The organism is Oceanobacillus aidingensis (genome assembly GCF_042654105.1).
Classification (GTDB): domain Bacteria; phylum Bacillota; class Bacilli; order Bacillales; family Amphibacillaceae; genus Oceanobacillus; species Oceanobacillus oncorhynchi.
The window spans coordinates 74287-99939 of sequence record NZ_JBHSFT010000008.1; the positions used below are offsets into that span (position 1 = coordinate 74287).

Annotated in this window: 20 protein-coding genes; 18 read left to right on the plus strand and 2 right to left on the minus strand. The window is 39.7% G+C overall.

Going from position 1 to position 25653, the window contains the following annotated elements; translation table 11 throughout:
• The first annotated feature begins 24 nt into the window (after positions 1 to 24).
• The 16 genes from ACFO3P_RS06005 (at position 25) to ACFO3P_RS06080 (ending at position 20640) form a co-directional block, all read left to right on the plus strand.
• Entirely contained in the window at positions 25 to 1383 is a 1359-nt protein-coding gene (locus tag ACFO3P_RS06005) for a PTS ascorbate transporter subunit IIC (protein ID WP_042532542.1), read from the plus strand.
• Positions 1384 to 1487: 104 nt separating this feature from the next.
• Positions 1488 to 3482, plus strand: coding sequence for a transketolase (gene tkt / locus ACFO3P_RS06010; protein WP_042532544.1), 1995 nt, complete (start codon positions 1488 to 1490; stop codon positions 3480 to 3482).
• Positions 3483 to 4126: 644 nt separating this feature from the next.
• Entirely contained in the window at positions 4127 to 5035 is a 909-nt protein-coding gene (locus ACFO3P_RS06015) for a DMT family transporter (protein WP_042532546.1), read from the plus strand.
• A gap of 124 nt (positions 5036 to 5159) precedes the next feature.
• Positions 5160 to 5888: a YqjF family protein gene (locus tag ACFO3P_RS06020; protein ID WP_052484990.1), complete on the plus strand. Its 729-nt coding sequence runs from the start codon at positions 5160 to 5162 to the stop codon at positions 5886 to 5888.
• Between the two features lie 97 nt (positions 5889 to 5985).
• On the plus strand, positions 5986 to 6732 hold the full coding sequence (locus tag ACFO3P_RS06025; protein WP_042532548.1) for a hypothetical protein: 747 nt from the start codon (positions 5986 to 5988) through the stop codon (positions 6730 to 6732).
• A gap of 406 nt (positions 6733 to 7138) precedes the next feature.
• The gene (locus tag ACFO3P_RS06030; RefSeq protein ID WP_193063029.1) at positions 7139 to 9016 is read left to right on the plus strand and encodes a beta-N-acetylhexosaminidase; all 1878 of its coding nucleotides are present in this window, start codon (positions 7139 to 7141) and stop codon (positions 9014 to 9016) included.
• A gap of 32 nt (positions 9017 to 9048) precedes the next feature.
• Positions 9049 to 10638, plus strand: a complete 1590-nt coding sequence (nagZ, locus tag ACFO3P_RS06035) for a beta-N-acetylhexosaminidase (RefSeq protein WP_289585289.1) — start codon at positions 9049 to 9051, stop codon at positions 10636 to 10638.
• Between the two features lie 301 nt (positions 10639 to 10939).
• Positions 10940 to 12553 (plus strand): extracellular solute-binding protein, encoded by a 1614-nt coding sequence (locus tag ACFO3P_RS06040; RefSeq protein WP_193063033.1) that lies wholly within the window; start codon positions 10940 to 10942, stop codon positions 12551 to 12553.
• A gap of 197 nt (positions 12554 to 12750) precedes the next feature.
• On the plus strand, positions 12751 to 14364 hold the full coding sequence (locus ACFO3P_RS06045) for an extracellular solute-binding protein (protein ID WP_193063194.1): 1614 nt from the start codon (positions 12751 to 12753) through the stop codon (positions 14362 to 14364).
• A gap of 80 nt (positions 14365 to 14444) precedes the next feature.
• Positions 14445 to 15392, plus strand: a complete 948-nt coding sequence (locus ACFO3P_RS06050) for an ABC transporter permease (RefSeq protein ID WP_042532558.1) — start codon at positions 14445 to 14447, stop codon at positions 15390 to 15392.
• Positions 15393 to 15405: 13 nt separating this feature from the next.
• Complete coding sequence (locus tag ACFO3P_RS06055) at positions 15406 to 16293, plus strand: carbohydrate ABC transporter permease (RefSeq protein WP_042532559.1); 888 nt, start codon at positions 15406 to 15408, stop codon at positions 16291 to 16293.
• Between the two features lie 20 nt (positions 16294 to 16313).
• A complete protein-coding gene (locus tag ACFO3P_RS06060; RefSeq protein WP_193063035.1) occupies positions 16314 to 16931 on the plus strand; it encodes a YesL family protein in 618 nt (205 codons plus the stop codon).
• A 22-nt stretch (positions 16932 to 16953) separates the two neighbouring features.
• Positions 16954 to 18105, plus strand: a complete 1152-nt coding sequence (locus ACFO3P_RS06065; RefSeq protein WP_226894778.1) for an exo-beta-N-acetylmuramidase NamZ family protein — start codon at positions 16954 to 16956, stop codon at positions 18103 to 18105.
• Between the two features lie 111 nt (positions 18106 to 18216).
• Positions 18217 to 19092 carry a MurR/RpiR family transcriptional regulator gene (locus ACFO3P_RS06070; protein WP_084613031.1) on the plus strand — a complete coding sequence of 292 codons (876 nt, stop codon included), beginning with the start codon at positions 18217 to 18219 and terminating at the stop codon, positions 19090 to 19092.
• A gap of 97 nt (positions 19093 to 19189) precedes the next feature.
• Positions 19190 to 20143, plus strand: a complete 954-nt coding sequence (locus ACFO3P_RS06075) for a GNAT family N-acetyltransferase (RefSeq protein WP_193063037.1) — start codon at positions 19190 to 19192, stop codon at positions 20141 to 20143.
• A gap of 89 nt (positions 20144 to 20232) precedes the next feature.
• Complete coding sequence (locus ACFO3P_RS06080) at positions 20233 to 20640, plus strand: cytidine deaminase (protein WP_193063039.1); 408 nt, start codon at positions 20233 to 20235, stop codon at positions 20638 to 20640.
• A 73-nt stretch (positions 20641 to 20713) separates the two neighbouring features.
• Here ACFO3P_RS06080 and ACFO3P_RS06085 read toward each other — a convergent pair whose 3' ends face one another.
• Positions 20714 to 21907, minus strand: coding sequence for an MFS transporter (locus ACFO3P_RS06085; RefSeq protein WP_193063041.1), 1194 nt, complete (start codon positions 21905 to 21907; stop codon positions 20714 to 20716).
• 249 nt (positions 21908 to 22156) lie between these two features.
• Between ACFO3P_RS06085 and ACFO3P_RS06090 the strand changes: the two genes are divergently transcribed.
• Both ACFO3P_RS06090 and ACFO3P_RS06095 read left to right on the plus strand, forming a co-directional pair.
• Positions 22157 to 23077: a VOC family protein gene (locus ACFO3P_RS06090; protein ID WP_193063043.1), complete on the plus strand. Its 921-nt coding sequence runs from the start codon at positions 22157 to 22159 to the stop codon at positions 23075 to 23077.
• Entirely contained in the window at positions 23078 to 23500 is a 423-nt protein-coding gene (locus tag ACFO3P_RS06095; protein WP_193063045.1) for a DUF1801 domain-containing protein, read from the plus strand.
• Between the two features lie 108 nt (positions 23501 to 23608).
• On the opposite strand, the gene ACFO3P_RS06100 is transcribed toward ACFO3P_RS06095, so the two are convergent.
• Positions 23609 to 25636: a helix-turn-helix domain-containing protein gene (locus ACFO3P_RS06100; protein ID WP_193063047.1), complete on the minus strand. Its 2028-nt coding sequence runs from the start codon at positions 25634 to 25636 to the stop codon at positions 23609 to 23611.
• Between the last annotated feature and the right edge of the window lie 17 nt (positions 25637 to 25653).

Here is a 25653-nt window from a genome sequence, read left to right on the forward strand (position 1 = left end):
TAACTGAAAAAGGAGGTTTTCCATATGAGTACAATGATTGATATTTTAAGTGAACCGGCAATACTCGTAGCTTTAATTGCTTTAATTGGATTAATTGCTCAGAAGAAAGGTCTTGCGGATACTGTAAAAGGAACGACAAAAACCTTTGTTGGTTTCCTCGTCATTGCAGCTGGTGCTGGTATTCTATCCGGGTCATTAACGCCGTTTGGTGCCATGTTTGAAGAAGCTTTTAATGTGTCTGGAGTAGTACCAAATAATGAAGCTGTTGTAGCTTTGGCGTTAACCGAGTATGGAACAACAACAGCCCTGATTATGTTTTTTGGGATGATCGTTAATATATTAATTGCCCGTTTCACCAGGTATAAATATATCTTCTTAACCGGACATCACACGCTTTATTTAGCTTGTATGCTGGCAGTTATTATGGCAGTTGCCGGTTTCGACACATTCGGGTTAATTGCAGCAGGATCGGTAGCTTTAGGGATAGTAATGACATTATCCCCAGCAATTTTACAGCCTTTCATGCGTCAATTAACGGGAAACGATAATGTTGCGTTAGGTCATTTCAGTGCTGTTGGATATGCTGCGAGCGGATTAGTTGGAAAACTATTTAAAGGAAGTAAAGAAAATTCTACAGAAAATATTAAATTTCCGAAAGGTTTAGGTTTTTTACGCGATAGTACAGTAAGTATTGCTTTAACGATGGTAGTAATGTACTTGATTGTTGCATTTTTTGCTGGACCAACATTTATTGAAGCAGAATTAAGCGGGGGCACAAACTTTCTTGTATTTTCATTAATTCAAGCAGGTACATTTGCTGCAGGGGTTTACGTTATTCTTTCAGGAGTACGTCTAGTTCTAGCAGAAATTGTACCAGCATTTAAAGGTATCTCTACAAAGCTTGTTCCAAATGCAAAACCTGCATTGGATGTACCGATTATTTTCACTTATGCACCTAATGCCGTGTTAATTGGTTTTTTTGCAAGTTTCATAGGCGGTATTGCAAGTATGGTAATCATGATTTTCTTAGGAGGAGTAATTATCCTTCCTGGTGTAGTTCCTCACTTTTTTACTGGAGCAGCAGCTGGAGTGTTTGGTAATGCTACTGGCGGGTTTAAAGGATCGGTAGCAGGTTCATTTGTAAACGGGATTATTATTTCCTTCTTGCCAGTATTCTTAATGCCGGTACTTGGAGATTTAGGTTTTGCAAATACAACTTTCTCTGATGCAGATTTTGGCGTATCAGGTATCTTCTTTGGAAGTCTGGCAAACTATGCAGGGCCGATTGCAATTACGGTTAGCTTGGCAGTAATTATTCTTCTGATGATTATTCCAGGAAAAAAGAAAAATAGTAATCGATCAGAAGAAACGAAAGTAGGTTAAGCCAAAAGTACGTTGTAGAACAAGTACATATAGTTGGAAAATATATGCACTTGTTCTATCACATCATAAAAGAGAGTTAATCTTATATTGGAGGTAGATTTTTAATGACAACGAAAGATTATACCATTTCTGAACTATCCATCAATACCATTCGAACATTAACAATTGACAGTGTAGAGAAAGCTCAGCATGGGCATGCAGGAATGCCAATGGGAGCGGCACCAATGGCATATGCATTATGGAAAAAACATTTAAGTATTAACCCGGAAAGCCCAAGCTGGTTTAATCGCGATCGATTTGTGCTTTCTGCTGGGCATGGGTCTAATCTTCTCTATAATTTATTACATCTATCTGGGTATCCTATTACTATCGAAGATTTAAAGCAGACCAGGCAGTGGGGAAGTAAAACACCTGGTCACCCGGAATATGGAATTACTCCTGGAGTAGAGGCAACCACAGGTCCACTGGGTCAAGGTATTCCAGTAAGTGTTGGAATGGCAATTGCAGAAAAGCATTTAGCTGAAATATATAACAAGCCTGACTATAAAATGATAGACCATTATACGTATACGATTTGTGGTGATGGCGATTTAATGGAAGGTGTTTCCTATGAAGCTATTTCCCTTGCAGGACACCTTCAATTAGATAAACTTATTGTTCTCTACGATTCTAATGATATCAGTTTAGATGGCGATTTAGATATTTCGTTTAGCGACCATATTCAAAAACGTTTTGAAGCAGCTTGTTGGCAGTATCTAAATGTTGAAGACGGTAATGATGTAGAAGCAATTACAAAAGCAATTGAAGAGGCGAAACAAGATAAGGAACGTCCAACTGTTATTGAAATAAAAACGACAATTGGATATGGCTCTCCGAACTTACAAGGAACACATCATGCACATAGTGACCCATTAGGTAAAGAGGAAATTGAACGTACGAAAGAAGTATACGGATGGGAATATGAACCGTTCCATGTACCAAAAGAAGTATATGAGGATTTTGCAACAATTAAAGAAAATGGAAAGACCGCTGAAGAGAAATGGCATAAAATGTTTGAAATCTATAAAACGGATTATCCTGAACTTGGAGAACAGTTAAACCGCATTGTAAAAGGAGAGTTAGCTGATGATTGGGATATAGATCTTCCTACGTATTCCTCAGAAGATACACTTGCAACACGTGTTGCATCAGGTAGTACATTGAATAAATTAGCAGAAAAGCTACCTGAATTAATAGGTGGATCTGCAGACTTAGACTCCTCTACGAAAACACGTTTAACAAATGAGGGAGATTTTAAAAGAGGTCAATATCAAGGAAGGAACTTGCGTTTTGGAGTTCGTGAGTTTGCAATGGGAGCGATTGCTAATGGTTTAGCACTTCATCACTTGCGCCCATTTATTAGTACTTTCTTTGTATTTTCTGATTATTTACGTCCGGCTATCCGTTTAGCATCATTAATGGAGCTCCCAGTGACTTATGTGTTCACACATGATTCTGTTGCGGTAGGACAGGATGGTCCAACACATCAACCAATCGAGCATTTAGCATCTTTCCGCGCAATGCCAGGATTGTCCGTTATCCGCCCGGCAGATGCAAATGAAACGAAAGAAGCTTGGAAACTTGCAGTAGAAAATACTTCTCAACCAACGATGCTTGTTCTTGGCAGACAAGGTTTACCTACACTGAAGAATTCCGCAGAACTTGCTAAAGATGGCGTGAGAAAAGGTGCTTATGTGGTTTCTAAATCGGTACAAGAACCAGAAGGAATTTTAATTGCTGCCGGTTCAGAAGTCAACCTAGCTATTGAAGCCCAAAAAGAATTAGAAAAGCAAGATATATTTGTTAATGTGGTAAGTATGCCAAGCTGGGATCGCTTTGAAATACAATCGGAAGCCTATAAAGAGAGTGTTCTTCCAAGAGGTATAAGAAAACGTGTTTCTATTGAGATGGGCTCTAAACTTGGATGGAGAGAATATGTTGGAGATAGCGGGATTGTAATGAGTATTGATTCATTTGGGGCCTCAGCTCCTGGTAACGAGGTTATTGAAAGGTATGGATACACTATAGAAAATGTAGTTAATACGTATAAGTGTCTTTGAAGGAAATAAGTCTGGCTCAAAAGTATTTTGAACTGGCAAATTTTGAACTTATGATTTGCAGGTAATGGTTTCAGAAGTTATTTCCATTGACGAATAAGTAAACCAATTTATAAAAGCAAAACTAAGGGGTTCACCAAAAACTTTGGGAATGCCTTAGTTTTTTATGCTGATATAATGTACGGTGTGTCTTCTACATTTTGTTGTTTCTTAAATAATTCTTGCCCTGTGTTCAAGTATTGTTCCTTTATTTAAATTGAAATTTTATGTCTAAATAATGGCATATTTTCTCAAGCACCTTGCTATATACGATAATGACTTTCAGAAATAGATTGCAATCTGATTTTATCATATAATTTAAGTATGGATTTATAAATGGTTGTCAAAGTGTATTATGAATTATATCAGTCTTTTCGTTGTATGTTTCTCCTTTAAACTATCAAAAACGTAAATTTATTAAAACAGTCAGGATGAAATTTGATTGGATGTTAATGAACTATAAATTAGTCTGTTAAAGGGAAAATTATACTGAAAGCAGAAAAACCAAAAAAACCCCCTTTTGAAATTCCCCACCCAATATGATAGTTTAATAGAAGACATATTTATTTTAAAATTTTCTGTATATTAAATAGAAATCAGGTGTTGAATTGAAAAAAATACATATCCTCTTATTTATTGTAATGCTGTTTTGGGGATTCAACCTTTCCGCTATTAAGGTTTTGGTTACTGATATTGATCCGATTTTAGTAACAGCGCTCCGTATTTTTGTTGCGGGGGCTGCGGTGCTTTTAATTTGTTTATTTATGGGTCATTTTCGATGGCCGAATAAAAAAGAATGGAAGGTTATCCTTTATGTCGGGATATTTAATGTTGTCCTCCATCATACGCTGCTGAGTGTCGGGTTAAAATATACCTCTGGTGTAAACAGCAGCTTGATTTTAGGGACGGGACCATTATTGACTGTTTTATTAGCGATTTTATTATTAAAACAGCGTGTTCCGAAATTGCGTTTATTTGGATTTGTTTTAGGGTTTGCTGGTATTTTTCTGACGACGAGTTCAGGTGGAGGTTTTCACAGTATAGCAATAGGTGATGTGATTGTCTTTTTTGCTGTTTTAGTGCAGGCCTTCAGCTTTATTTTAATAGGAAAATACCATGATGATTTCGATTCGATATTGAGTACAGGTTTTATGCTTTTCATCGGATCGGGTTTTATCTTTCTGACGAGTCAGCTTTTTGATAATCAAGTTTCCGATTTAACCCAGCTGTTCTCATGGAAGCTGGGGCTGGTTTTTCTCTTTAGTTCCCTGTTGTGTACGGCCTTTGGTCATATTATTTATAATTTGGCGATTAAGCAGGTAGGTCCTGCGGAAACAACGCTGTTTATGAATCTGAATACTCTTTTTGCAATAGTTGGTTCTGTACTGTTCTTAAATGAAAGCCTGACATTATTTCATATCATTGGATTTGTTTTCATCCTGTGCGGGATATTTGTCGGGACAGGAACATTGGAGTATATATTATTAAAACGAAGAGGAAAGTTTGTTGCTAAGTAAGTGGATAGATGTGCTTCCTGATTGATGTGCTTTTTTTGAAGCAGAGCGAATAACGGAGTATAAAGCTGTTTAGACTAATGGATGTATAAACATACCCAAAAAACATGAACAGGAAAAAATCCATATGATCATTAAAAAAACAATCCAAAAAGCAGGCATGCATCATCCTTCTTCATGGGTTCTTCTCCAAAAATGGGAGCATCTGTTATTTATCCATCTGCCAGTATCACGGGATGCTTTAGCAGCCCAGTTACCCAAAGGAGTAGAACTGGATACTTATGATGGACAGGCGTGGATTAGTATTGTTGCTTTCAAAGTAAGCAAGAACCGTTTTCGCTATCTGCCTGGAACCCCTTTTCTGCGCCCAATGCTGCAGCTGAATGTAAGAACGTATGTAAAAAGAAATGGAGAAAGAGGCGTTTATTTCTTTACGATGGATACGAATAAATTCGTTGTCGTTTTAGGAGCAAAAATAGTACATGCTCCTTTTCTTCATGCAGATATGAAAATGGAGACATCAGCTGATGCCTATTATCTGGAGAGCTCACGTAGAGGAGAGGTGGCGGCTAAATTTCAAGCAAGCTATACGCCGGTGGAAGCAGCTTTTTATCCGGAAAAAGAAAGCCTTGATTATTGGCTGTTGGAGCGGTACATCTTCTGGTCATATAAAAAGGATTCTTTATATCGCGGGGATATTCAGCATAAGCAGTGGCAAGTCCAAAATGCAGAAGTCACTATAGAAAAGCAGACGATGGTTTCCTTTTTATCGAAAGAACTTTTAGGTGGAAATCCAGTTATCCATTATTCCCGTTCTAAGGTTGCGTTCAATGGGATGATAAAAAGAGTAGAATAAGGTGTTGGTTGAGTGATAAAGTTGGTTTTTAACGAGATGATTAGGGGTATAGGTTATTGAATGAAGGAAAGATTTTTTGAACGTAGGAGTGTAAATATTGACAATTGGAGCGTTCGTGGTTGGGGTTATATTGATAACCATTCATTTATTAACTAATCAGATACTGCCCTCTGATCGTATTAAAAGAGATCGTTGGCTGTCTTTTTCCGGAGGGATTGCAGCTGCGTATATCTTTGTCTATGTATTACCTGCTTTTCATGAAGAACAGGCAAGCTTGCAGGATACAGATGATTTGGCAATGGAATCGGAATTATATTTTGTTGGATTAATTGGTATGCTGCTTTTTTTCGGTATTCAAAATATAGTAAATCGGTCTTTGAACAGATCAGAGAAGGAGTCAGACACTGCTCAGGCAAAGGCCATTGAAAACCGCGTTTTTTGGGTGCAAATTATCTTTTTTAGCATTTATAATATGTTAATTTCATTTGTTGTTATTCAATCACAGGTACAAGGGATACAAGTCGCTTTTTATTCTTCAGCTATCGGCCTGCACTTTTTTGCAGTAGCTCATGATATGTGGAGAGAAAATTCAGAAATGTATAATAAATATGGCAGGTACGTGCTGGCAGCAGGAATCGTTATCGGCTGGCTGGTTGGTTCTTTTATAACCTTTAATACGCTTGTCCTCGCTGTTATTTTCTCTTTTATTTCCGGTGCGATGATTCTCAACGTTATCAAATATGAGATGCCGGAAGAAAGAGAGGCCCACTTTAAATGGTTTTTAACAGGGGCTGTAGGATATGCAGTTATTGTTTTAATGTTAAAATTTTTCTTTGACTGGTAACAAGGCCAATATTCTCTTTGATATAAAAAAATCATTTGATACGCTCCCTTTATAGCAGCTGGAGATTTCTCTCCTGCTATGAAGGGAGTTTTTCGTATGTCTTCTAAATACCGGAAAGATTGTACAATAAGCACTTGCTAATGATTCCTATCATCAAACTGCGAAAAAGTGTTGAAACCCAAGCTAAATCTAAAAGACGAGGAAAAATGACAAGGAGCGTTTTCTAGAATTTTGGCCCAGATAAAACAGAATAACAATATTTCGAATGAAAATCTGATATTCTATTTCAATTTTTAGAAGCATATTCTAATACAAACCAAAAGTACAGCTTGGAATATTCAGATACGTACGATAACGTTCAAAACGGATAAATACTATATGAAAGAAAAGCGAGGTCGGAGCGGATATGAAACTTCATTTAACAGGTGATGTATCACAGGTGAAAAAAGGACTGAAGCAGCTTTTAAGGGATTTGGGTATTGAATTATCCAAGGATGGGCATCCCATTCATGTGAGTCAAAGAGAAGGGGCCCTTTCTGTAAAAAATGAAAATAAGGAAGGTGAAATCTTATTTCAGGAAAAGATTCATTTTTTTAGAGGAATTGGATTATGGCTGGAGCATTTTTATACGGAAAAAGATTTTACCCTTGTGGAGTACCCTCAATTTACGATGAAGGGTGCGATGCTGGATTCCTCACGAAATGCAGTTATGACAGTAGACGGAATAAAGGATTTATTGCGAAAAATGGCCATGATGGGGTTAAATACGCTGATGATTTATACAGAAGATACATATGAAGTGAAGGAATATCCCTATTTTGGCTATATGCGTGGAAGATATACAGAAGGGGAACTCAGGGAATGTGATCAGTATGCAGCGGATTTAGGGATTGAAATGATTCCTTGTATTCAAACATTAGCTCATTTAACCGAGGCTTTAAAATGGAACTATGCCATCCCTCTCCGCGATACAGCTGACATTTTATTGGCCGGTTCAAAGGAGACGTATACATTTTTAGAACATCTTATTGAAGCTGCAAGCCGTCCCTTCCAATCCAAACGGATTCACATTGGAATGGATGAAGCACATCAGCTGGGATTAGGGAAATATTTGGATAAACATGGCTATGAAAAAAGATTCGATATTATGAATAAACATTTGCAAGAGGTAACAGCTATTACAGAGAGAAAAAAGCTGAAGCCGATGATTTGGAGTGATATGTATTTCCGCCTTGGGTCCAAGCATGGAGGATATTATGATCTGGAAGCGGATATTCCTGAATCGGTCATTGCATCGATTCCAGATACGCAGCTTGTTTACTGGGATTATTACCATGATGATGAAGCATTTTATCGTACATTTATTCAGAAGCACAAAGCATTAAAGTATAATCCCGTATTCGCGGGCGGAGTGTGGACGTGGAATGGAATCTCCCCGAATTATGGAAAAGCTTTTGCCACCACGGAAGCGGCTTTACGTGCTTGTAAAAAAGAGAATATCAAGGAAGTATTCGTCACGATGTGGGGGGACAATGGAGCGGAGACACCAATGATGACGGCTTTGCCGGTCCTGCAGTTATTTGCCGAACATGCTTATCAGGAATCCTTTTCCGATGTCCATTTGCAGAAACGGTTTCGTTTTTGTACGGGTGCTTATTTTGATGATTTTATGCTGTTCAATCAATTGGATGAAACGCCTGGGGTCAGTAAGCATAATTTACAAACCTCCAATCCCTCCAAGCTGTTATTATGGCAGGATATTTTAATTGGTTTGTATGATGAGAATATCAAAAATCTGCCTTTAAACAAACACTATAAGCTTTTAACGGTTAAATTAGAGCGTGCAGCAAAAAGAAATAAGGATTGGAGCCTGTTGTTCCATTTTTACCGGCAATTATCCCATGTGCTCAGTATCAAAGCGGAAATAGGCAGAAACTTAAAAGTAATATATGATAACCAAAATCGGGGAATGCTTCAAGATATGCTCCCTATCTTAGAAGAGATCAAAGAGCGTGTGGATACATTGCGAAAAACACATCGCGCCCTATGGTTTTCTCTCCATAAGCCCTTTGGCTGGGAAATTATTGAGATTCGGTATGGCGGCGTGCTTACACGAATCGATACGGTAATGTACCGCCTCAATCAATACATTGGAGGAGAAATCAATAAAATAGAGGAGCTGGAGGAAGATCGGCTTTATTTTGAAGGTCCGTATCCGATGCAGGAAGGTTCATTAGGCAGAAATTTATACCATCGTATTGTCACAGCAGGAAATCTATCCTGATTTCTATGCGATTAAATAAAGGAGGATATTTTGTGAGTAATAAGAAGTTAGCAAGAAAAATTGGGCAGCTGCTCGTTGTCGGGTTTAACGGAAAAGCAATCACGCCCGAAATAAAAGAATTGATTCATGATTATCATGTTGGCTCCATCATTTTGTTTAGCCGGAATATCGGTGAGCCGGAAGAGGTTCTTCAATTGACTTCCATTTTACAAAAGGAAGCAAAAGCCGCCGGATATGAAAAGCCCCTATTTATTTGTCTGGATCAGGAAAACGGGGTCGTCAGCAGAATGCATCAAGGGATGACAACCTTTCCAGGAGCGATGGCGCTTGGTGCAACAGATGAACCGCAGCATGCATATAAGATCGGTTTAGCAACGGGAAGAGAATTAAAAGCACTGGGAATCAATTGGAATCTGGCGCCGGTCTTAGACGTGAATAATAATCCTGAGAATCCAGTTATCGGTGTGCGCTCTTTTAGTGAAAACCCCCAAAAGGTTGCAGCATTTGGAAAAGCAATGATGAAAGGACTGCAGGCTGCAGGTGTGATGACATCGTTAAAGCATTTTCCCGGTCATGGGGACACCAGTGTAGATTCTCATTTAGACTTACCGGTGATATCGCATGAGATGGAACGGCTGGAAAACGTGGAATTAGTTCCATTTCAAGCATGTATTCAAGCTGGAGCAGACACTGTCATGGCTGCTCATGTGTATTTTCCGGCAATTGAGCCGAAAGCAAATACGCCTGCAACCTTATCGAAGCAGGTGTATGTGAAACTGTTACGAAAGAAGCTTGGATTTCAAGGAGCGATTACAACGGATTGCATGGAGATGAAAGCGATATCAAACTCCGTTGGAACAGAGAAAGGTGCAGTGAAAGCACTGCAGGCGGGTACGGATTTTGTCATGGTTTCCCATACGCATCCTGTTCAAAAAGGAACGATACAGGCAATTACCGATGCTGTAGAAAACGGGGAATTACATGCATCCCGTATCGAAGCATCATTTCAGCGCATCCAGCTGTTAAAAGAAAAGTATACCTCCTGGAAGGATACCTTAGTACCGGATAAAGAAAAAGCTTTACAAATCGTCGGTTCAAAGGAGCATCATCAGCTCGCCCGGAAAGTGTATAGAGAAAGCGTCACAATGGTGCATAATCATCAGCTGCTGCCGTTAAAAGTAGATAAACAGCTGCAAATCCTTGTATTAGAACCATCCCACAGCTTCATGACGCAGGTGGAAGATAAAACATCGCAGCAGAAGTCACTTGGCTCAGCAGTAAAGGAGTATATTCCGCACGCAGCTGTGGAGGTGTATGACGAAAATAAACTGGAGCATGAGCTGGAAAAGCTTGTTCACGCTGCTAAAAAAGTTGATTATCTCATTTTAGGAACAATGACTGTGACGGAAAAGAGCCCTGTTATTGCGTTTGTTAATCAATTAGTAAAAGATAATAGCAATATTATTGGCGTTGGCATGCGGAATCCATATGATTTTCATTATCTAAACAAACTGCGAGCCTTTATCAATACCTATGAACCTGGTTATCCTGCATTACAGGCAGCCGCTGGAGTAATTTTTGGCAGGGAAAAAGCGAGAGGCACACTCCCGGTCAATATTTGATAGCAGCATGATCATTAAAGCTGTTAATTAGCTGAGAGAGAAAAATACGAAAGGGGGAGGGGAAGGTGAGCTAAATAATAGGGGGGACAAAAGCTGCTGCTCACAGTATCTGAATAGAAGAAATGCAATATCTTGCATTTTATTTAATTAAAATCTATATAAGTTGAAATATTTAAACTAATCTTTCCACCTAATAAAATTAAGCACTATAACTAGCGTAGTGTATTTCCGGAGCGGTTGCTAGAAGGTAAAATTTTTATTTCAACTTATATAGAAAAATAAAATAGGGGGAGGTTTTTGAGTGAAAAAGAATAAGAAAATCTTATTTCTATTATGCATCTCCTTTTTTTCCGTGCTGGTTGCGTGCAGTAAGGATGAAAAAGAAGCTGTCGGGGGAAGTGAGGATGCACTCGAAAATCTGAATCAAGAAGGGATGCCAATCGTGGAGGAGGAAATCACGATTGATGTATTTGCAGGTAAAGCTGCTTCAGCGGCAGATGATTGGAATGATGTTCCTGTTTTAAACGAATATGAAAAAATGACGAATATCGATATGAACTGGAATCAGGTTCCGGTTGACGGGTTAGAAGAAAAAAGAAATTTAGCGTTAGCAAGCGGCGATTTGCCGGATCTTTTCTATGGTTCTTATATGCCTAATTCTGATTTATATAAATACGGCGAGCAGGGCATTTTCATTCCGCTTAATGATTTGATTGATGAATATGCTCCCAATATCAAGGCATACCTGGAGAAATATCCTGAAATCAAACAAGGAATCGCATTTCCAGATGGAAATATCTACGCCATTCCCCGGTTAAGAGATCCAGAATCGCCGACATCCTTGATGGATGATAAGCCATGGATAAACCAAGAAATCCTGGATGAGACCGGAATGGATAATCCGGAAACGACGGACGAATTTTATGAATATTTAAAAGCAGCCAAAGAATTATCCGTTGATGGAAATGAAGTGATTCCATTTAGCAGTGTGTCGATGGATCGTTTATTCCATTGGTTGACCGGTGCATTCGGAGTATCGAATAAAGGAATTTTGCATCCTTCCATTGATGAAGATCCGGAAACGGGAGAACTGCGTTTTTACCGTACAGCGGATGAGTATAAACAATTGCTTGAATATATGAACAAACTATATACAGAAGGCTTGATTGAACAAAATATCTACTCGATTGAAGTCGATCATTTTCTGGCGAATGGAGCAGAAGGAAAATATGCAGCCATGAACTTCTTTAATCCTAAGGATTATTTTGGAGAAGAAGTCGGGGGACGTTATATTCCAGGTAATGCACTGGAAGGTCCGAATGGAGATAAGCTGTTTACCTCTGTCATTTCACCAGTAAATAGTCTGGGGCATTTTTCCATTACCAATGTCAATGAAAACCCGGAAGCAACGATTCGCTGGATTGACTATTTCTGGAGTGACGAAGGGGCGAAGATGTTCTTTATGGGATTAGAGGGAGAAACTTATGAAGAAACGTCGGATGGGCCGGAATTAACGGAAGAAATTACAAATAACCCAAATGGGTTAACGGTTCAAGAAGCATTGGCGCAGTATATCATTAACCCGGGCGGAGGACATCCAGTAATTGAAAATCCGGAATATTCGACAGCACCTGAATTTCAGCCGGAAGATCTCGAAAACGCAGAAAACATGGCCCCCTATCTGATTGAAGAGCCTTGGCCGTTTTTCTTCTATGAAGAAGAGGAACAGGCGGCGCTGGATTCTTTAGGGGCGGATATTCAGAAGTATGTTGGAGAGATGGAAGCACAATTTGTTACGGGAGAAACGTCCTTTGATGAGTGGGATAATTATGTGAAGACATTGGAAGAAATGGGTCTGGATGAGTATATGGAAATTCAAAACGAAGCACTGAAACGCTATGAAGAAGGACAGTAAGTAATAGCCTCATTAGAAAACTTGGCATTCGGATGAATGCCTTAGTTGGGACTGCGATTACTCGTCCCATCGAAGAGCTTTTGCACTTATGCAAATAGGGAAGTTTATATTTGCCAAGTGGAAAAAAGGGAGAAGCCCCTTCCTTTTTTCCGCCTTATATTAAAATAAAAAAAAGCTTGGAGGTACTTCCTGTGAAAATGAAAAAGAAATTCATGATGCTGGCAGCTGTGCTGCTGATTGCTTTATCGGCGTGTAATAACGACGATAAGGCTGATGTCGGCGGCAGTGAAGAGGCGTTAAATAACTTAAATACAGAAGGCATGCCAATTGTAGAGGATACGATTGAATTAGAGGTTTTTGCCGGGAAAGCAGCAACGACGGCGGATGATTGGAATGATGTGCTGCTTTTGAATGAATATGAAGAAATCACAAATATGGATATCACATGGAATATGGTGCCGGCAGATGGATTGGAGGAAAGAAGAAATCTGGCTCTGGCCAGCGGCGATTTGCCGGATGTATTTTACTCTGCTAACCTGCCTGTTTCCGATGTTCAAAAATATGGAAGTCAGGGCACATTTATCCCTTTAAATGATTTGATTGAGGAATATGCGCCAAATATCAAAAAGGTCCTTGATGAAAACCCGGATATTCGGAAAGGGATTACGTTCCCGGACGGAAATATCTATTCCATCCCGACCGTCTATTCCCCTGATTTTTCGTCCTTATTGATTGGAGCAAAAGGGTGGATAAATGGAGATTGGCTGGAGCAATTAGAGATGGATAATCCAGAAACAACCGAAGAATTCTATGAATATTTGAAAGCGGTGAAAGAAACAGATTTAAATGGGAACGGAAAAAATGATGAAATTCCATTAAGCAGTGTAGCGGAAATGTCCCGTATCATTCATTGGATTTCAGGAGCATTTGGGGTTCAAAACCGCGGGCAGCTTCATACCTTGATCGACAGTGACCCAGATTCAGAGGATATCCGTTTTTATCCGATTGCGGATCAATACAAGGAAATGTTGGAATATTTAAATAAGCTTTACGAGGAAGGGCTGATTGAGCAAAATATTTATTCCTTGGAAGTCGATCAGCATTTAGCAAGTGCGGCAGATGATCTTTATGGCGCTGTGCAATTCTATAACCCAATGGAATTATACGGAAAAGAAGTAGGCGAGCAGTTTATCCCGGGCAATGCTTTAGAAGGTCCGGATGGAACAAAAATGTATACGGGGATCACCTCACCGGTTCTTTCGTTAGGGAACTTTCTGATTACCAGTGAAAATGAAAACCCTGAAGCGGCATTAAGATGGATTGATTATTTCTGGAGTGAAGAAGGACAGAAAATGTTCTTTATGGGCATCGAAGGAGAAACCTATGAAGAAACAGAGGAAGGTCCGAAGCTGACAGAAGAAATCACGGATAATCCAGACGGCTTAACGCTGACACAGGCACTTGCCAAGTATATTATCAATCCCGGCGGCAATCACCCGGTTATCGTTACAGATGAATACTTTACCGGTTCAGAGAATGCGCCGGCAGATGTAGAAGCTGCGGAACAGCTGGAGCCGTATTTGATTGATGAAATTTGGCCGGCATTTACGTATACAGCTGAAGAAAATGACCGTATCGCTGTATTGGAAACAGATTTACAAAAATATGTAGAAGAAATGCAGGCTGGTTTTATTACGGGAGAAAATGATTTCTCTGAATGGGATGCCTATGTGGAAACGATTCAAGAGATGGGCTATGACGAATATATGGAAATCCAGCAGGCAGCCTATGAACGCTATCAAGAAAATTAACGGCTTGTCATCCTGAACAGAAGTTGAATTTATCGGTGTCTGGAGGGGAATCCAGACACCGATAAATAGGGGGGTAAAGAATGAAGGGAGTTAAAAATGACGTTTCTGTCCCAGCCCAAAGTAAATTTTATCAAGTGAAAAAGAATTTTGCCCGTAATTGGCAAATATATGTCTTTTTGCTTCCGGCGGTTGCGTATTTTATCATATTGCATTATATCCCGATGTACGGTGTCCAGATTGCCTTCAAGAACTTTTTTGCCAACCTTGGAATCTGGGGGAGCCCTTGGATAGGATTTGATCACTTTGAGCGTTTTTTTAATTCGTATTATTTTTGGAGGCTGCTTAAAAATACACTGGTTTTAAGTGCGTATCAATTAATCTTATTTCCATTGCCTATTATTCTCGCACTCTCTCTGCATGAAGTGAGAAATAGAATGTTTAAAAAGTGGGCTCAGACATTAACCTATGCGCCGCATTTTATTTCTGTCGTTGTTGTGGTAGGGATGATTGTTATCTTCTTAGACCCGACAACAGGCTTAGTCAATCGTCTGATTGTTGTTTTTGGCGGAAGTCCGATTGATTTTCTGACAAGCCCAGGCTGGTTCCGGCACATTTTTACATGGTCTGGTGTCTGGCAAACGCTCGGATGGGGATCGATTATTTATCTGGCGGCATTATCCGGTGTTAATCCGGAATTACATGAAGCGGCAAAGGTGGATGGTGCATCCCGGCTGCAGCGTATTTTCCATATTAATATCCCAAGTATTTTGCCGACAATCGTTGTGTTATTTATTTTAAATATCGGCAGCTTTATGACCGTCGGCTTTGAAAAAGTGCTGCTGATGCAAAATAATTTAAATGCCAAAACATCGGATGTAATCCAGACATTTGTGTATCAAACAGGTCTGCTGGAAGGGCAATACAGCTTTGCGGCGGCAATCGGGCTGTTCGATTCAGCAATCAATATTGCATTGTTGGTCGTGTTTAATTATACAGCCAGAAAGGTAAGCGGCAACAGTCTATGGTAAGGAGGTTTAGAAGATGAAGAGGTTTACGCTCTCAGATAGAGGATTTGACTGGATCAATACCATATTTCTTCTCATTATTTTAGTATTGATTGTCTATCCATTGATCTTTGTTCTAAGTGCCTCTATCAGTGATCCGCAAGCAGTCAGCTCAGGCAGGATGTGGCTCTGGCCGGTCGATATTACGTTTAAAGGATATGAGCGTGTATTTGCCAATGATGCTATTTGGCTCGGCTATAAAAACACCATTATTTACACATTTGTAGGAACGGCCATTCACTTATTTGTTTTATTGCCTTGTGCATACGCCTTGTCACGTAAAGAATTAATGGCTAAAAAATTTATCCTCTGGTTTATTTTATTTACCATGCTGTTTAACGGAGGTTTAATACCTACGTACCTTGTTGTCCAATCCCTGGGAATGCTCGATACAATGTGGGCAATTATTATTCCGAACGTGGTAGGAGCCTGGTCCATTCTGGTTGCAAGAGCCTTTTTCCAGCAAAGTATTCCGGATCAATTAGTAGAAGCATCTAAAATTGACGGAGCTTCTGATTTCTATATATTTATACGGGTTGTATTGCCGTTGTCTTTGCCGATTATTGCGGTGATGGCACTGTTTCATGCAGTGAATTTATGGAACCAGTATTTTAACGCTTTGATTTATTTATCCGATCGTGATAAGTACCCATTGCAATTGATTTTAAGAGAGATTCTCGTGGTGAACCAGATGCAATTGAATGATCCAGGCGGGTCAGCCGAATCGCTGGTGGATCAGGTAAAAACAGCCGGTCTGATCAAATATGCAGTGATTATTGTATCGTCACTGCCATTATTATTAGTTTATCCATTTGTCCAGCGATTTTTTGTACAGGGTGTATTAATCGGATCGATTAAAGAATGAAATAGACGGGAGGGATGGCGATGAACGGATTTATAGATGGATATTATCGTTTTGCTGTATGGATTACGAGATTTGCTTATCTCAATTTACTATGGATTGCTTTCTCGCTGGTCGGACTTGGTGTAGTTGGATTTTTCCCGGCTACGGCAGCGATGTTTGCAGTGGCGCGGAAGTGGGTCCATGGAGAGAAGGATATTCCTGTCTTCCAGGTTTTTTGGAAAAACTATAAAAAAGAATTTCTGAAAATCAATGTTTTAGGATATCTACTGGCTGGAACAGGATATCTCATGATAATGGAATTTCGAATTTTACGGACACAGGAGCATATCGCCTATACGATGGCAAGCTTTGCTGTTGTCGGATTGTTTTTGTTATTCACTGTGATTGTGCTCTATCTTTTCCCTATTTATGCCCATTTTCAATTACGGGCAGTGGACTATATCAAATGGGCACTGCTTATTGGAATCGGTCATCCTTTATTAACCATCTTTCTTCTGGGCATCGTCATGGCGCTTATCTACCTTTTGTTTATTACCATTCCCGCTGTCCTCTTTTTCTTTGGCGGAAGTGTGATCGCATATATTTTGATGTGGGGAACGCATTTAACCTTTACCAAAATGGAGGAAAGCCTTGCATAAATGATGTACGGAGGTGGAACGATTGGTACGGTTAGGTTTGGATATATTTTTAGAGAAAGGATATAAACGAGTGGAAGGGCAGCGGATTGGCCTGGTTACGAATATGACAGGAGTAAACGAAAAACTGCAGCCATCCATCGATTTGTTTACGGAGCATCCGGCAATTCATCTGACGGCCTTATATGCTCCGGAACACGGCATCCGCGGAGATGCGAAAGAAGGGCAGGAGGTATCCTCTTCCATAGATGCTAAAACAGGGCTGCCGGTATACAGTTTGTACGGAGAGACAAGAAAGCCAAGTCAAGAGATGCTTGCAGATGTGGATGTGCTGGTCTTTGATTTACAGGATATCGGTTCAAGATACTATACGTACATTTATACCATGGCTTATGTGATGGAGGCGTGTATGGAATATGGAAAGAAGCTGATTGTCCTTGACCGGCCCAACCCGGTGTCCGGTCTTAACATGGAGGGGAATCTGGTCGAACCGGATGTGCGTTCCTTTGTCGGTTTGCTGCCAATCCCGAATCGGCACGGCATGACTATAGGGGAATTGGCATGGTTATTTAAAAAGGAATTTGCTTACGCATGCGACCTTTCTATTGTGCCGATGGAGGGCTGGAAACGCCGTATGTATTTTGATGATACGAATTTATTCTGGATTCCGCCATCGCCGAATGTGCCTGTGGTTGATACGGCTATTTTATATCCTGGCACCTGTCTTTTGGAAGGAACCAATGTATCCGAGGGAAGAGGGACAGCGAAACCGTTTGAGTGGATTGGCGCTCCTTTTATAGAAGGGCAGAAGCTGGCGAAAGTATATAATGATAAAAAAATTCCTGGCGTGCTCGCCCGCCCTGTATCTTTTGTTCCGACTTATCAAAAACATGAAGGTGAAATCTGTGGCGGTGTACAGCTTCATATCGAAAACCGCCATACACTTCATGCCTTACGAGCAGGGGTCACTTTAGTGGAAACCATCGCAGCACTCTATCCGAATCAATTTCAATTTATCGAAAATGAAAATGGGAAGTATTTTTTTGATTTACTGGCAGGAACCAAGCGTTTAAGGAAATACATCTTAGCTGGAGAAGCAGAAAAGTATATAGAGGAAGGCCAACAGGAGCTGGGGAAATTTAAAAAAACGCGAAAAAAATATCTTTTATATCGTTAGAATCATTACGGCAGTTATGCATCCCTCTACAATTACTGAACCGAGGAGTTATTGGATTTAATCAAAAACAGGTTCTTCTGTGAAGAGAGAAAAAGAAATGAGTTGATCCTATTGCCTTTTATAAACGGTGGAATAACGAGAATCAATGAAATGCTTTTGAGTCTCCCGCCATCTGAAAAGAAGATTGCTGATTATATTTTAAAAAACCCGGAAAAAGTCATTTCATTAACTGCCAAGGAGCTCGGGAAACGCAGTGAAACAAGCGGCGCAGCAGTTATCCGATTATGCAAGTCTTTGAATTTGAAGGGTTTTCACGATTTGAAAATCCGTATTGCGGGTGATTTGCAAAGAAAAGAAGAGTACGGATTCCGCGATATTGATCCGGATGAAACGTCCTTATCGATTATTGATAAAATGACAAATAACAGTATTCAAACGATAAGAGAAACAGCACAATTAATTGATATTGATCAACTGCAGACAGGAGTCCAATGGATGAATGACGCCTCAAAAATCCTATTTATCGGAGTCGGTGCATCGGGAATGATTGCACAGGATGCAGTTCAAAAATTTATCCGGATTAATAAAAACGCCTATGCCTTTGAAGACATGCATATTGCGGCAACAGTCATTGCCAATATGAGCGAAAACGATGTTGTTTTTGGCATTTCTTTTTCAGGAGAAACCGTTGAAATTGCAAATATGCTTCATCTTGCCAAAAAAAGAGGTGTGAAAACAATCAGTCTGACTAAATACGGAAAATGGCCGGTTACCGAGCATGCAGATATAAAACTGTATACATCTACGACAAGAGAACCTATTTTTCGGAGCGGCGCCACATCATCCCGAATCGTACAGCTGCAGGTCATGGATATTTTGTTTATGAGTGTAGCTGCCTTACAATATCCTGTTACCGTAAAGCATCTGGATGAGACAAGAGACGCGGTGGATTTCTTTAAAAAAGGGAATGAAAAGATAAAAAAATAAAGAAGATAAAAAGTGTTGCAAGGCTTCTTATTGCGGCATCAGAACAAGAATAAAAGCTTACTATACACATCCTCAAAAAAGAAAGGAGATGTGAAGCATGAAGCTGGAATCCTGGAATGACAGAAGAATAGATGCACTGGTTCAATTATGGAATCAGGAAATAGGAAAACATTTTCCAATGCGGAAGGAGCTGTTTAAACAAAATAGCTTTGAGGATGAGAATATATGCGAAAAAGCCTCCGCAATTGCTATCGATGAGGAAAATCATGTGGTAGGATTTGTTGTTGCAAAGAGATATCAGGAAAAAAAGGAAGCGGGTATGAGCAAGGAAATCGGGTGGATCCAAGTACTTCTTGTGGCGGAGAACCGGAGAGATCAAGGAATTGGCTCTTTATTGTTAGCAAATGCTGAAACGCATTTAAAGGCTGCCGGTGTAAAACAAATTCTGCTGGGACGTGACCCATGGCATTATTTTCCCGGTATCCCCATGGAATTGGCAGAAGCAAAATCCTGGTTTGAACAGAAAGGATATCAAAACAGCGGGATAGAGCATGACATGATACGAAAATATCATAACGACGATGTAGCGGCAGTCCCCAAAATAACAGGGATAGAATGCCAGGTGTTAAAGCTGGAAGATAAGGACTTATTTCTTGATTTTTTACATCGGTGTTTCCCGGGAAGATGGGAATATGAAGCGATTCATTATTTTCAAAAGGGCGGTACAGGAAGAGAATTTGCGATTTTAAAAAAAGGACAGCAAATCATTGGGTTTTGTCGAATGAATGATGAAAAATCACCTTTCATCGCTCAAAATGTATACTGGGCTCCTTTGTTTCAGGAGGAATTAGGCGGGGTTGGACCTTTAGGAGTGGATGCGAACGAACGCGGGAAAGGATATGGATTAGCTGTTGTGGAAGCAGGAATCGGTTTTTTAAGAGAACGGGGCGTCTCCCGCATTGTCATTGATTGGACAGGGCTGACAGCTTTTTATAATAAATTGGGATACACTGTTTGGAAGAGCTATGCTGGGCATAGTAAGGATTTGTAAATACGTATTTGTTTTAAATGTATAGAAACAAACAGAAGTTAATTGCTGTTATACTAACAATAACAAAACAAAAAATTGGAGAAATGAATATGAATATAGAACAACAACTTTATAAAGTAGCAGCAGACTTAGTAAAAAAGAGATATCCTTCTGGCTGGGGCGGTGCAGCGGCGATGTATACCGAATCTGGCCATATATTGACAAGCGTTGCCCCGGAGGTGATTAATGCTTCTACAGAATTATGTATGGAAACAGGAGCGATTTTAGAAGCACATAAACTAAATACCAAAATAACGCACTCAATTTGTATTGCCAGAGAGGATGAAAATGCATCATTCGTTATCTTAACGCCATGCGGTGTTTGTCAAGAGCGTCTTTTTTACTGGGGAGAAGGCGTAAAAGCAGCAATAACAAATTCGAATAATGAAATTGAATTTAAAGCGTTAAAAGAGCTACAGCCGTATCATTGGTATAAGGCTTATGAAAATGAGGGGTGAAATACAATTTTAACAAGAGCGAGAAGAGGAGGGCTAAATATATTTGGCCCTCCTCTTCCTATATTCCCATATGCTATTCATAAGCCTCTCCAGAAACTCTAAACAAAGACTTATCCTCAATTTTATGCGTAACAAACATCAGAACAACGCCAAAGAAAATCATTCCACCGGCGACAAAGGTGATTTCTCTATAGGAAAATTGATTCGTTAATAAGAGACTGCCTAATGTTGCCCCAATCGAATTTGCTAAATTAAATACAGATGCAGCTATCGTTCCCGATAAGGCTGGCGCTTCTGTTGCTGCCAAGATGATCTTTGCATTTAATATTGGTGTGGTTCCAAAGGTTCCGGCACCGAATAAGAAGCAGGCAACATACGTCAAGATTGGGTTCATAAATAAGAACGTAATGGCAATCAGCACAGTGCCTAAAATAGTCATCGCTACAATTAACCGTTCCGTCAGTACTTCAGGCTGAATACTTCCAGAAACAAAATTACCAATAACTGCGCCTAATCCAAATAAGAATAAAGCAATTGTAATACTGGTTACATCAAAGCCTGCAATATCTCGAAGCATAGGCTCTGTAAACGTATAAGCGGTAAATACCCCGGAAAAGCCAAAGACAATAACGGCAATCAGCATCCAGACATTTTTATTCTTCAATACTGCCATCTCATTTTTCAACTTAGGAGTTTCATTTTGTTTTATATTTGGTGTAACAATCATAAGGCCAATTAAATTAATAACGCCCATTGCTGCAATAAACCAGAAAACGAGTCTCCAATCAAGCACGCCGCCGATATAGGAACCGAAAGGAACGCCAAGCATAATGGCAATCGTCAGTCCGCCCTGCACAGTAGCAATGGAGCTGGTACGTTTATGAGGCTGGGAAATTTCAACTGCCATGCTCATACATAGTCCAAAGAATGGGGCATGCATGATTGCAGAGAAAAGTCTGGAAAGAAGCAGTACCTCAAAGGTTGGAGCGGTAGCCGCAATGATATTACTTATAATAAAGATGGATATAAGTGCGATAAGCAGCGGCTTCGGTGAAAATTTAACCGTTAATATCCGAAGCAGCGGGCCGCAGACAGCAACACTGATCGCGTAAACGCTGAGCAGTAACCCAGTGGTTGAAACAGGCACATCTAAATCTGCCGCAAACTGTGTTAATAAACCAGTAACGGCATACTCTGTCATTCCAATCGCAAATGTACCAATCATAAATACAAATAGAATCGTATTACGGGAGAATTTCATCGTCATTTTAACACTTCCTTTCTGTCCGTCTAAAAAAACAATAGCACTATCATAGTGGAACAGAGACCTATTGTCTAGGTATCTGTTTGAAAAAAATAAAGAAATAATTTTCAGATTAATGGAAGCGCAGAGCAAATGCTTGCTGTGTAAAAAATAGGTTTTTTGAAGCTGTAAATAAGAGCAAATGAAAAGAAGTAGAAAAGCTAAAAAATGGTATAATAAAAGAATCTTGATTCCGTGAAGGAGGATATAATAATGACAGCAGACACAAATAAGATTGTGCCCCATCTTTGGTTTGATAAAGAAGCAAAAGAGGCAGCGGCTTTCTATACGTCCGTTTTTCCAGATTCTCAGATAATCAGTGAATCGGTTATTCCAGACACCCCATCAGGAGATTGCGATTTGGTTTCTTTTGATTTATGGGGGCAGCGATTTATGGCAATCAGTGCAGGGCCTTATTTCTCATTCAATCCATCCATTTCGTTTATGGTAAATTTTGATCCGGCAAGAGATAAAAACGCTGCCGAACAGCTTGAAGCAGCTTGGGAAAAGCTGTCTGATGGCGGTGTTCCGCTGATGCCGCTTGACTCGTATCCTTTCAGTAAGAAATATGGCTGGATACAAGACAAATATGGATTGTCCTGGCAGCTTATTCTGACGAACCCGGAAGGCGAAGAACGCCCGCCAATTCTGCCATCCATGATGTTTACCGGAGAAAATGCAGGAAGGGCGGAAGAAGCCGTTCAATTTTATTTATCCATTTTTAACAACAGCAAAAAAGGGAATATGGCTTATTATCCCGCAGGAATGGAACCAAACAAGGAAGGCGCGGTTATGTTTTCCGATTTTGCACTTGAAAATGTCTGGATAACGGCAATGGATAGCGGACTGGAGCATGGTTTTCAATTTAACGAAGCTGTTTCTTTGCTGGTTAACTGTGATACACAGGAAGAGATTGATCATTATTTTGAACAGTTGTCAGCTGTACCTGAAGCAGAGCAGTGCGGCTGGTTAAAGGATAAGTTTGGTGTGTCCTGGCAGATTTCTCCCAGTGACCTGGATGAAATGATGGGGCAGGGAGCAACCCCGGAACAAATTGCCAGAGTGAACCAGACAATGATGCCAATGAAAAAATTGAATATAGAAATATTGCGAAAGGCATATGAGGGGAAATAAATGTATCAATTAAAAACGAAAGAAACAGATAGCAATGTCATGGAATTTATTGAGCGGGTAGAAAATCTGAAAAAGCGGGAGGATGCATACCGTCTGTTGGATTTATTTACAGAAGCAACGGGTTTTGAGGCGAAAATGTGGGGGCCGAGCATTATCGGTTTTGGCAGGTATCATTATAAATATGATTCTGGTCATGAAGGAGATGCCCCTTTAGTCGGCTTCTCTCCGCGTAAAGCAAAAATCAGTCTTTATTTTGCGACAGGTGATACAGAGCGGGAGCATTTGCTTGCGAGGTTTGGCAAGCATACAACTGGCAAGGCCTGTGTGTATATTAATAAAGTAGCAGATATTGATGAAGAAATATTAAAGGAATTAATCAAACAGTCGGTGATGTTTTTACAGGAGAAGTATCCGGAAAAGTAGGTGGATTCTTAAGTTTGCCATCCGAAGACTCAAGCAAGGCCAGAAGGATAATAAGCCGTATGAAATCAAACATTCATACGGCTTATTTATTTTATCATTCCTTCTGAATCAAGCATCAATTACCCAGTGTTCTTTTAAGTAGCAGGCTAGCTGAGCATTTAACACATCCTCTGAATCTTTTAAAGAAATCTGAAGAGCGGATTCGATTTTATGAATGCGCTGATATAATGTATTAACGTGAATATGAAGAGCTTTTGCCGTTTCCTGCATACTCTGGTTATGCTGCATATAAATTTGCAGTGTTTCAACGAGATGTGAGTCATTTCCGTTAGGAGCCATGATTGGTTCAAAAAAATCATCAACAAAAGAACGTATTTCTTCTTCTGAATGAGATAGGAAGAGCTGATTGATTCCGATATCTTTGAAATTTAAGTGCTTGTTCCATATCCTTTTTTCCTGCAGCTGATTTAGCGCTTTATAAGCTTCTTTATAACTTTTGCTAATTTGAACAAACTGAACTGCTCTTCCTCCAATTCCCGCGCGTGCTCTCACGGAAGTATTAGAAAGTACTTTAGAAACAAGCATTTCTGCTTCTTGTGCAGTGGAAGCCTTCAGCAAGGTAATGATGGATGAATCCTGCGTATATAGAACATGTAGGTGCTTTTCCAGCTGGTTTTTAAGAAAATGTAAAAAACGTTGCATATATAAGTTTATAAATGTAGGATTCATATCCAATGCCACTTCGAATATAAGTGCAAATACAGGCTGTGTTTTCTCCAGTTTAAGTTTTTTGGCCGCTTCTAACAACTCTGCATTTGTCTCGGCAAGAAGTAAATGCTGAAAGGCTTCTTCGGAGACTTTAAACTGATTGTTTGTTTCTGTTTGCCGATGTGTAAATTCAAGTGCCAGAATAGGAATGCCTTGTTCCAGCACCATTCGCTGTGTGGAAGACAGGGTCATTTTTGCCTCAAAAACAACGTATCCCAAACAGGTACTCGAACCCACGATGGGATACACCTGATGTAAATAATTCTTGGGAGACCGGACATAGAATGATGTACTTAAGGACTTGCTGTCATTCCATTTTTCGAGGTGTTTATCAATAAGATAGAAAGCCTCATTTTCATCCTCGTCAATAGAAAAATGGAAAGCATCGATCAATGAAAAAGAAAAACCAATAATTTTTTCTAAAGCATGTTTGATGTGGTAAATTCCTTTATTTTCTAAGGAAAGCTTTACGAGTCGTTCGTGAATTTCTGTCCGTTTTTGTAACAGGTGATTTTGTTTCTGCATCGCTTCAAAAATATTCGAATTATGTAACGCAATACTGATTTGATCAGCGAAATTTTTGAGCAATTCCAATTCAGATTTATCAAATGTTGCTTGTTTAAATTGATAAAGAATCAAAACACATTTAGTTTTTTTCTGTACTTTGACTGGAGCACATATAACAGATTTTACATCTTTAAAAGAATAGGCCCTCCCCAAATAACGAAGGTTCATATTAGACATATTCGCACTTGCTTGGAATACCTCACTGCTTGTCTGATATACTTTAGCCTCCCCCTCTTGAAATACGGAACCAATCATTCCTTCCCCGGGCTTCATTCTCATATGCTTCATTGTCTCGTTATCAACCAAGGCGGATGCTTTTCTGACTTTTAGGCATTTTTCCTGTTCATCATAAACCCATAACACGCCAACATCGGCTTCAGGGATAACTTCCATTGTCGTGTCAATCATTTTAGAAAGTAATTCATCCAGATTGGTTAAAGCTGTAATGGCATTGATACAATCGTAAATCTTCAGCAGCAGCCTTTTTTGAGTCTGTTCCATGATTCTTTGAGCATAAAAAGGAAGCTCACTGGAAAGCAATGCTTCCATATCATCCGAAAGCTTATAAGAGGAAGGGAGACGAAGGACATAACGTACATCATATGCGTATTGAAAATGGATGTCTTGACTTGTTTTTAACCCTCCGTCGGTATAGGCGATATCATTTGTAAGTAAGGGAAAATGAGTTGGCGGTTCAAAAATAGGCAATTCGTGATTATCTATTTGTTTAAATCGATTCGAGTTATTTTTTTGCCATAACTGATAAGGAACATCAAGTATGAATGTAAGGTTATCTGACATAATTAGCTCCTTTCAGA

Coding starts and splice junctions, on each gene's coding strand:
- ACFO3P_RS06005 (WP_042532542.1), top strand. CDS start 25: ATGAGTACAATGATTGATATTTTAAGTGAACCGGCAATACTCGTAGCT.
- tkt (WP_042532544.1), top strand. CDS start 1,488: ATGACAACGAAAGATTATACCATTTCTGAACTATCCATCAATACCATT.
- ACFO3P_RS06020 (WP_052484990.1), top strand. CDS start 5,160: ATGATCATTAAAAAAACAATCCAAAAAGCAGGCATGCATCATCCTTCT.
- ACFO3P_RS06030 (WP_193063029.1), top strand. CDS start 7,139: ATGAAACTTCATTTAACAGGTGATGTATCACAGGTGAAAAAAGGACTG.
- ACFO3P_RS06045 (WP_193063194.1), top strand. CDS start 12,751: ATGAAAAAGAAATTCATGATGCTGGCAGCTGTGCTGCTGATTGCTTTA.
- ACFO3P_RS06050 (WP_042532558.1), top strand. CDS start 14,445: ATGAAGGGAGTTAAAAATGACGTTTCTGTCCCAGCCCAAAGTAAATTT.
- ACFO3P_RS06055 (WP_042532559.1), top strand. CDS start 15,406: ATGAAGAGGTTTACGCTCTCAGATAGAGGATTTGACTGGATCAATACC.
- ACFO3P_RS06060 (WP_193063035.1), top strand. CDS start 16,314: ATGAACGGATTTATAGATGGATATTATCGTTTTGCTGTATGGATTACG.
- ACFO3P_RS06075 (WP_193063037.1), top strand. CDS start 19,190: ATGAAGCTGGAATCCTGGAATGACAGAAGAATAGATGCACTGGTTCAA.
- ACFO3P_RS06080 (WP_193063039.1), top strand. CDS start 20,233: ATGAATATAGAACAACAACTTTATAAAGTAGCAGCAGACTTAGTAAAA.
- ACFO3P_RS06085 (WP_193063041.1), bottom strand. CDS start 21,907: ATGACGATGAAATTCTCCCGTAATACGATTCTATTTGTATTTATGATT.
- ACFO3P_RS06090 (WP_193063043.1), top strand. CDS start 22,157: ATGACAGCAGACACAAATAAGATTGTGCCCCATCTTTGGTTTGATAAA.
- ACFO3P_RS06095 (WP_193063045.1), top strand. CDS start 23,078: ATGTATCAATTAAAAACGAAAGAAACAGATAGCAATGTCATGGAATTT.
- ACFO3P_RS06100 (WP_193063047.1), bottom strand. CDS start 25,636: ATGTCAGATAACCTTACATTCATACTTGATGTTCCTTATCAGTTATGG.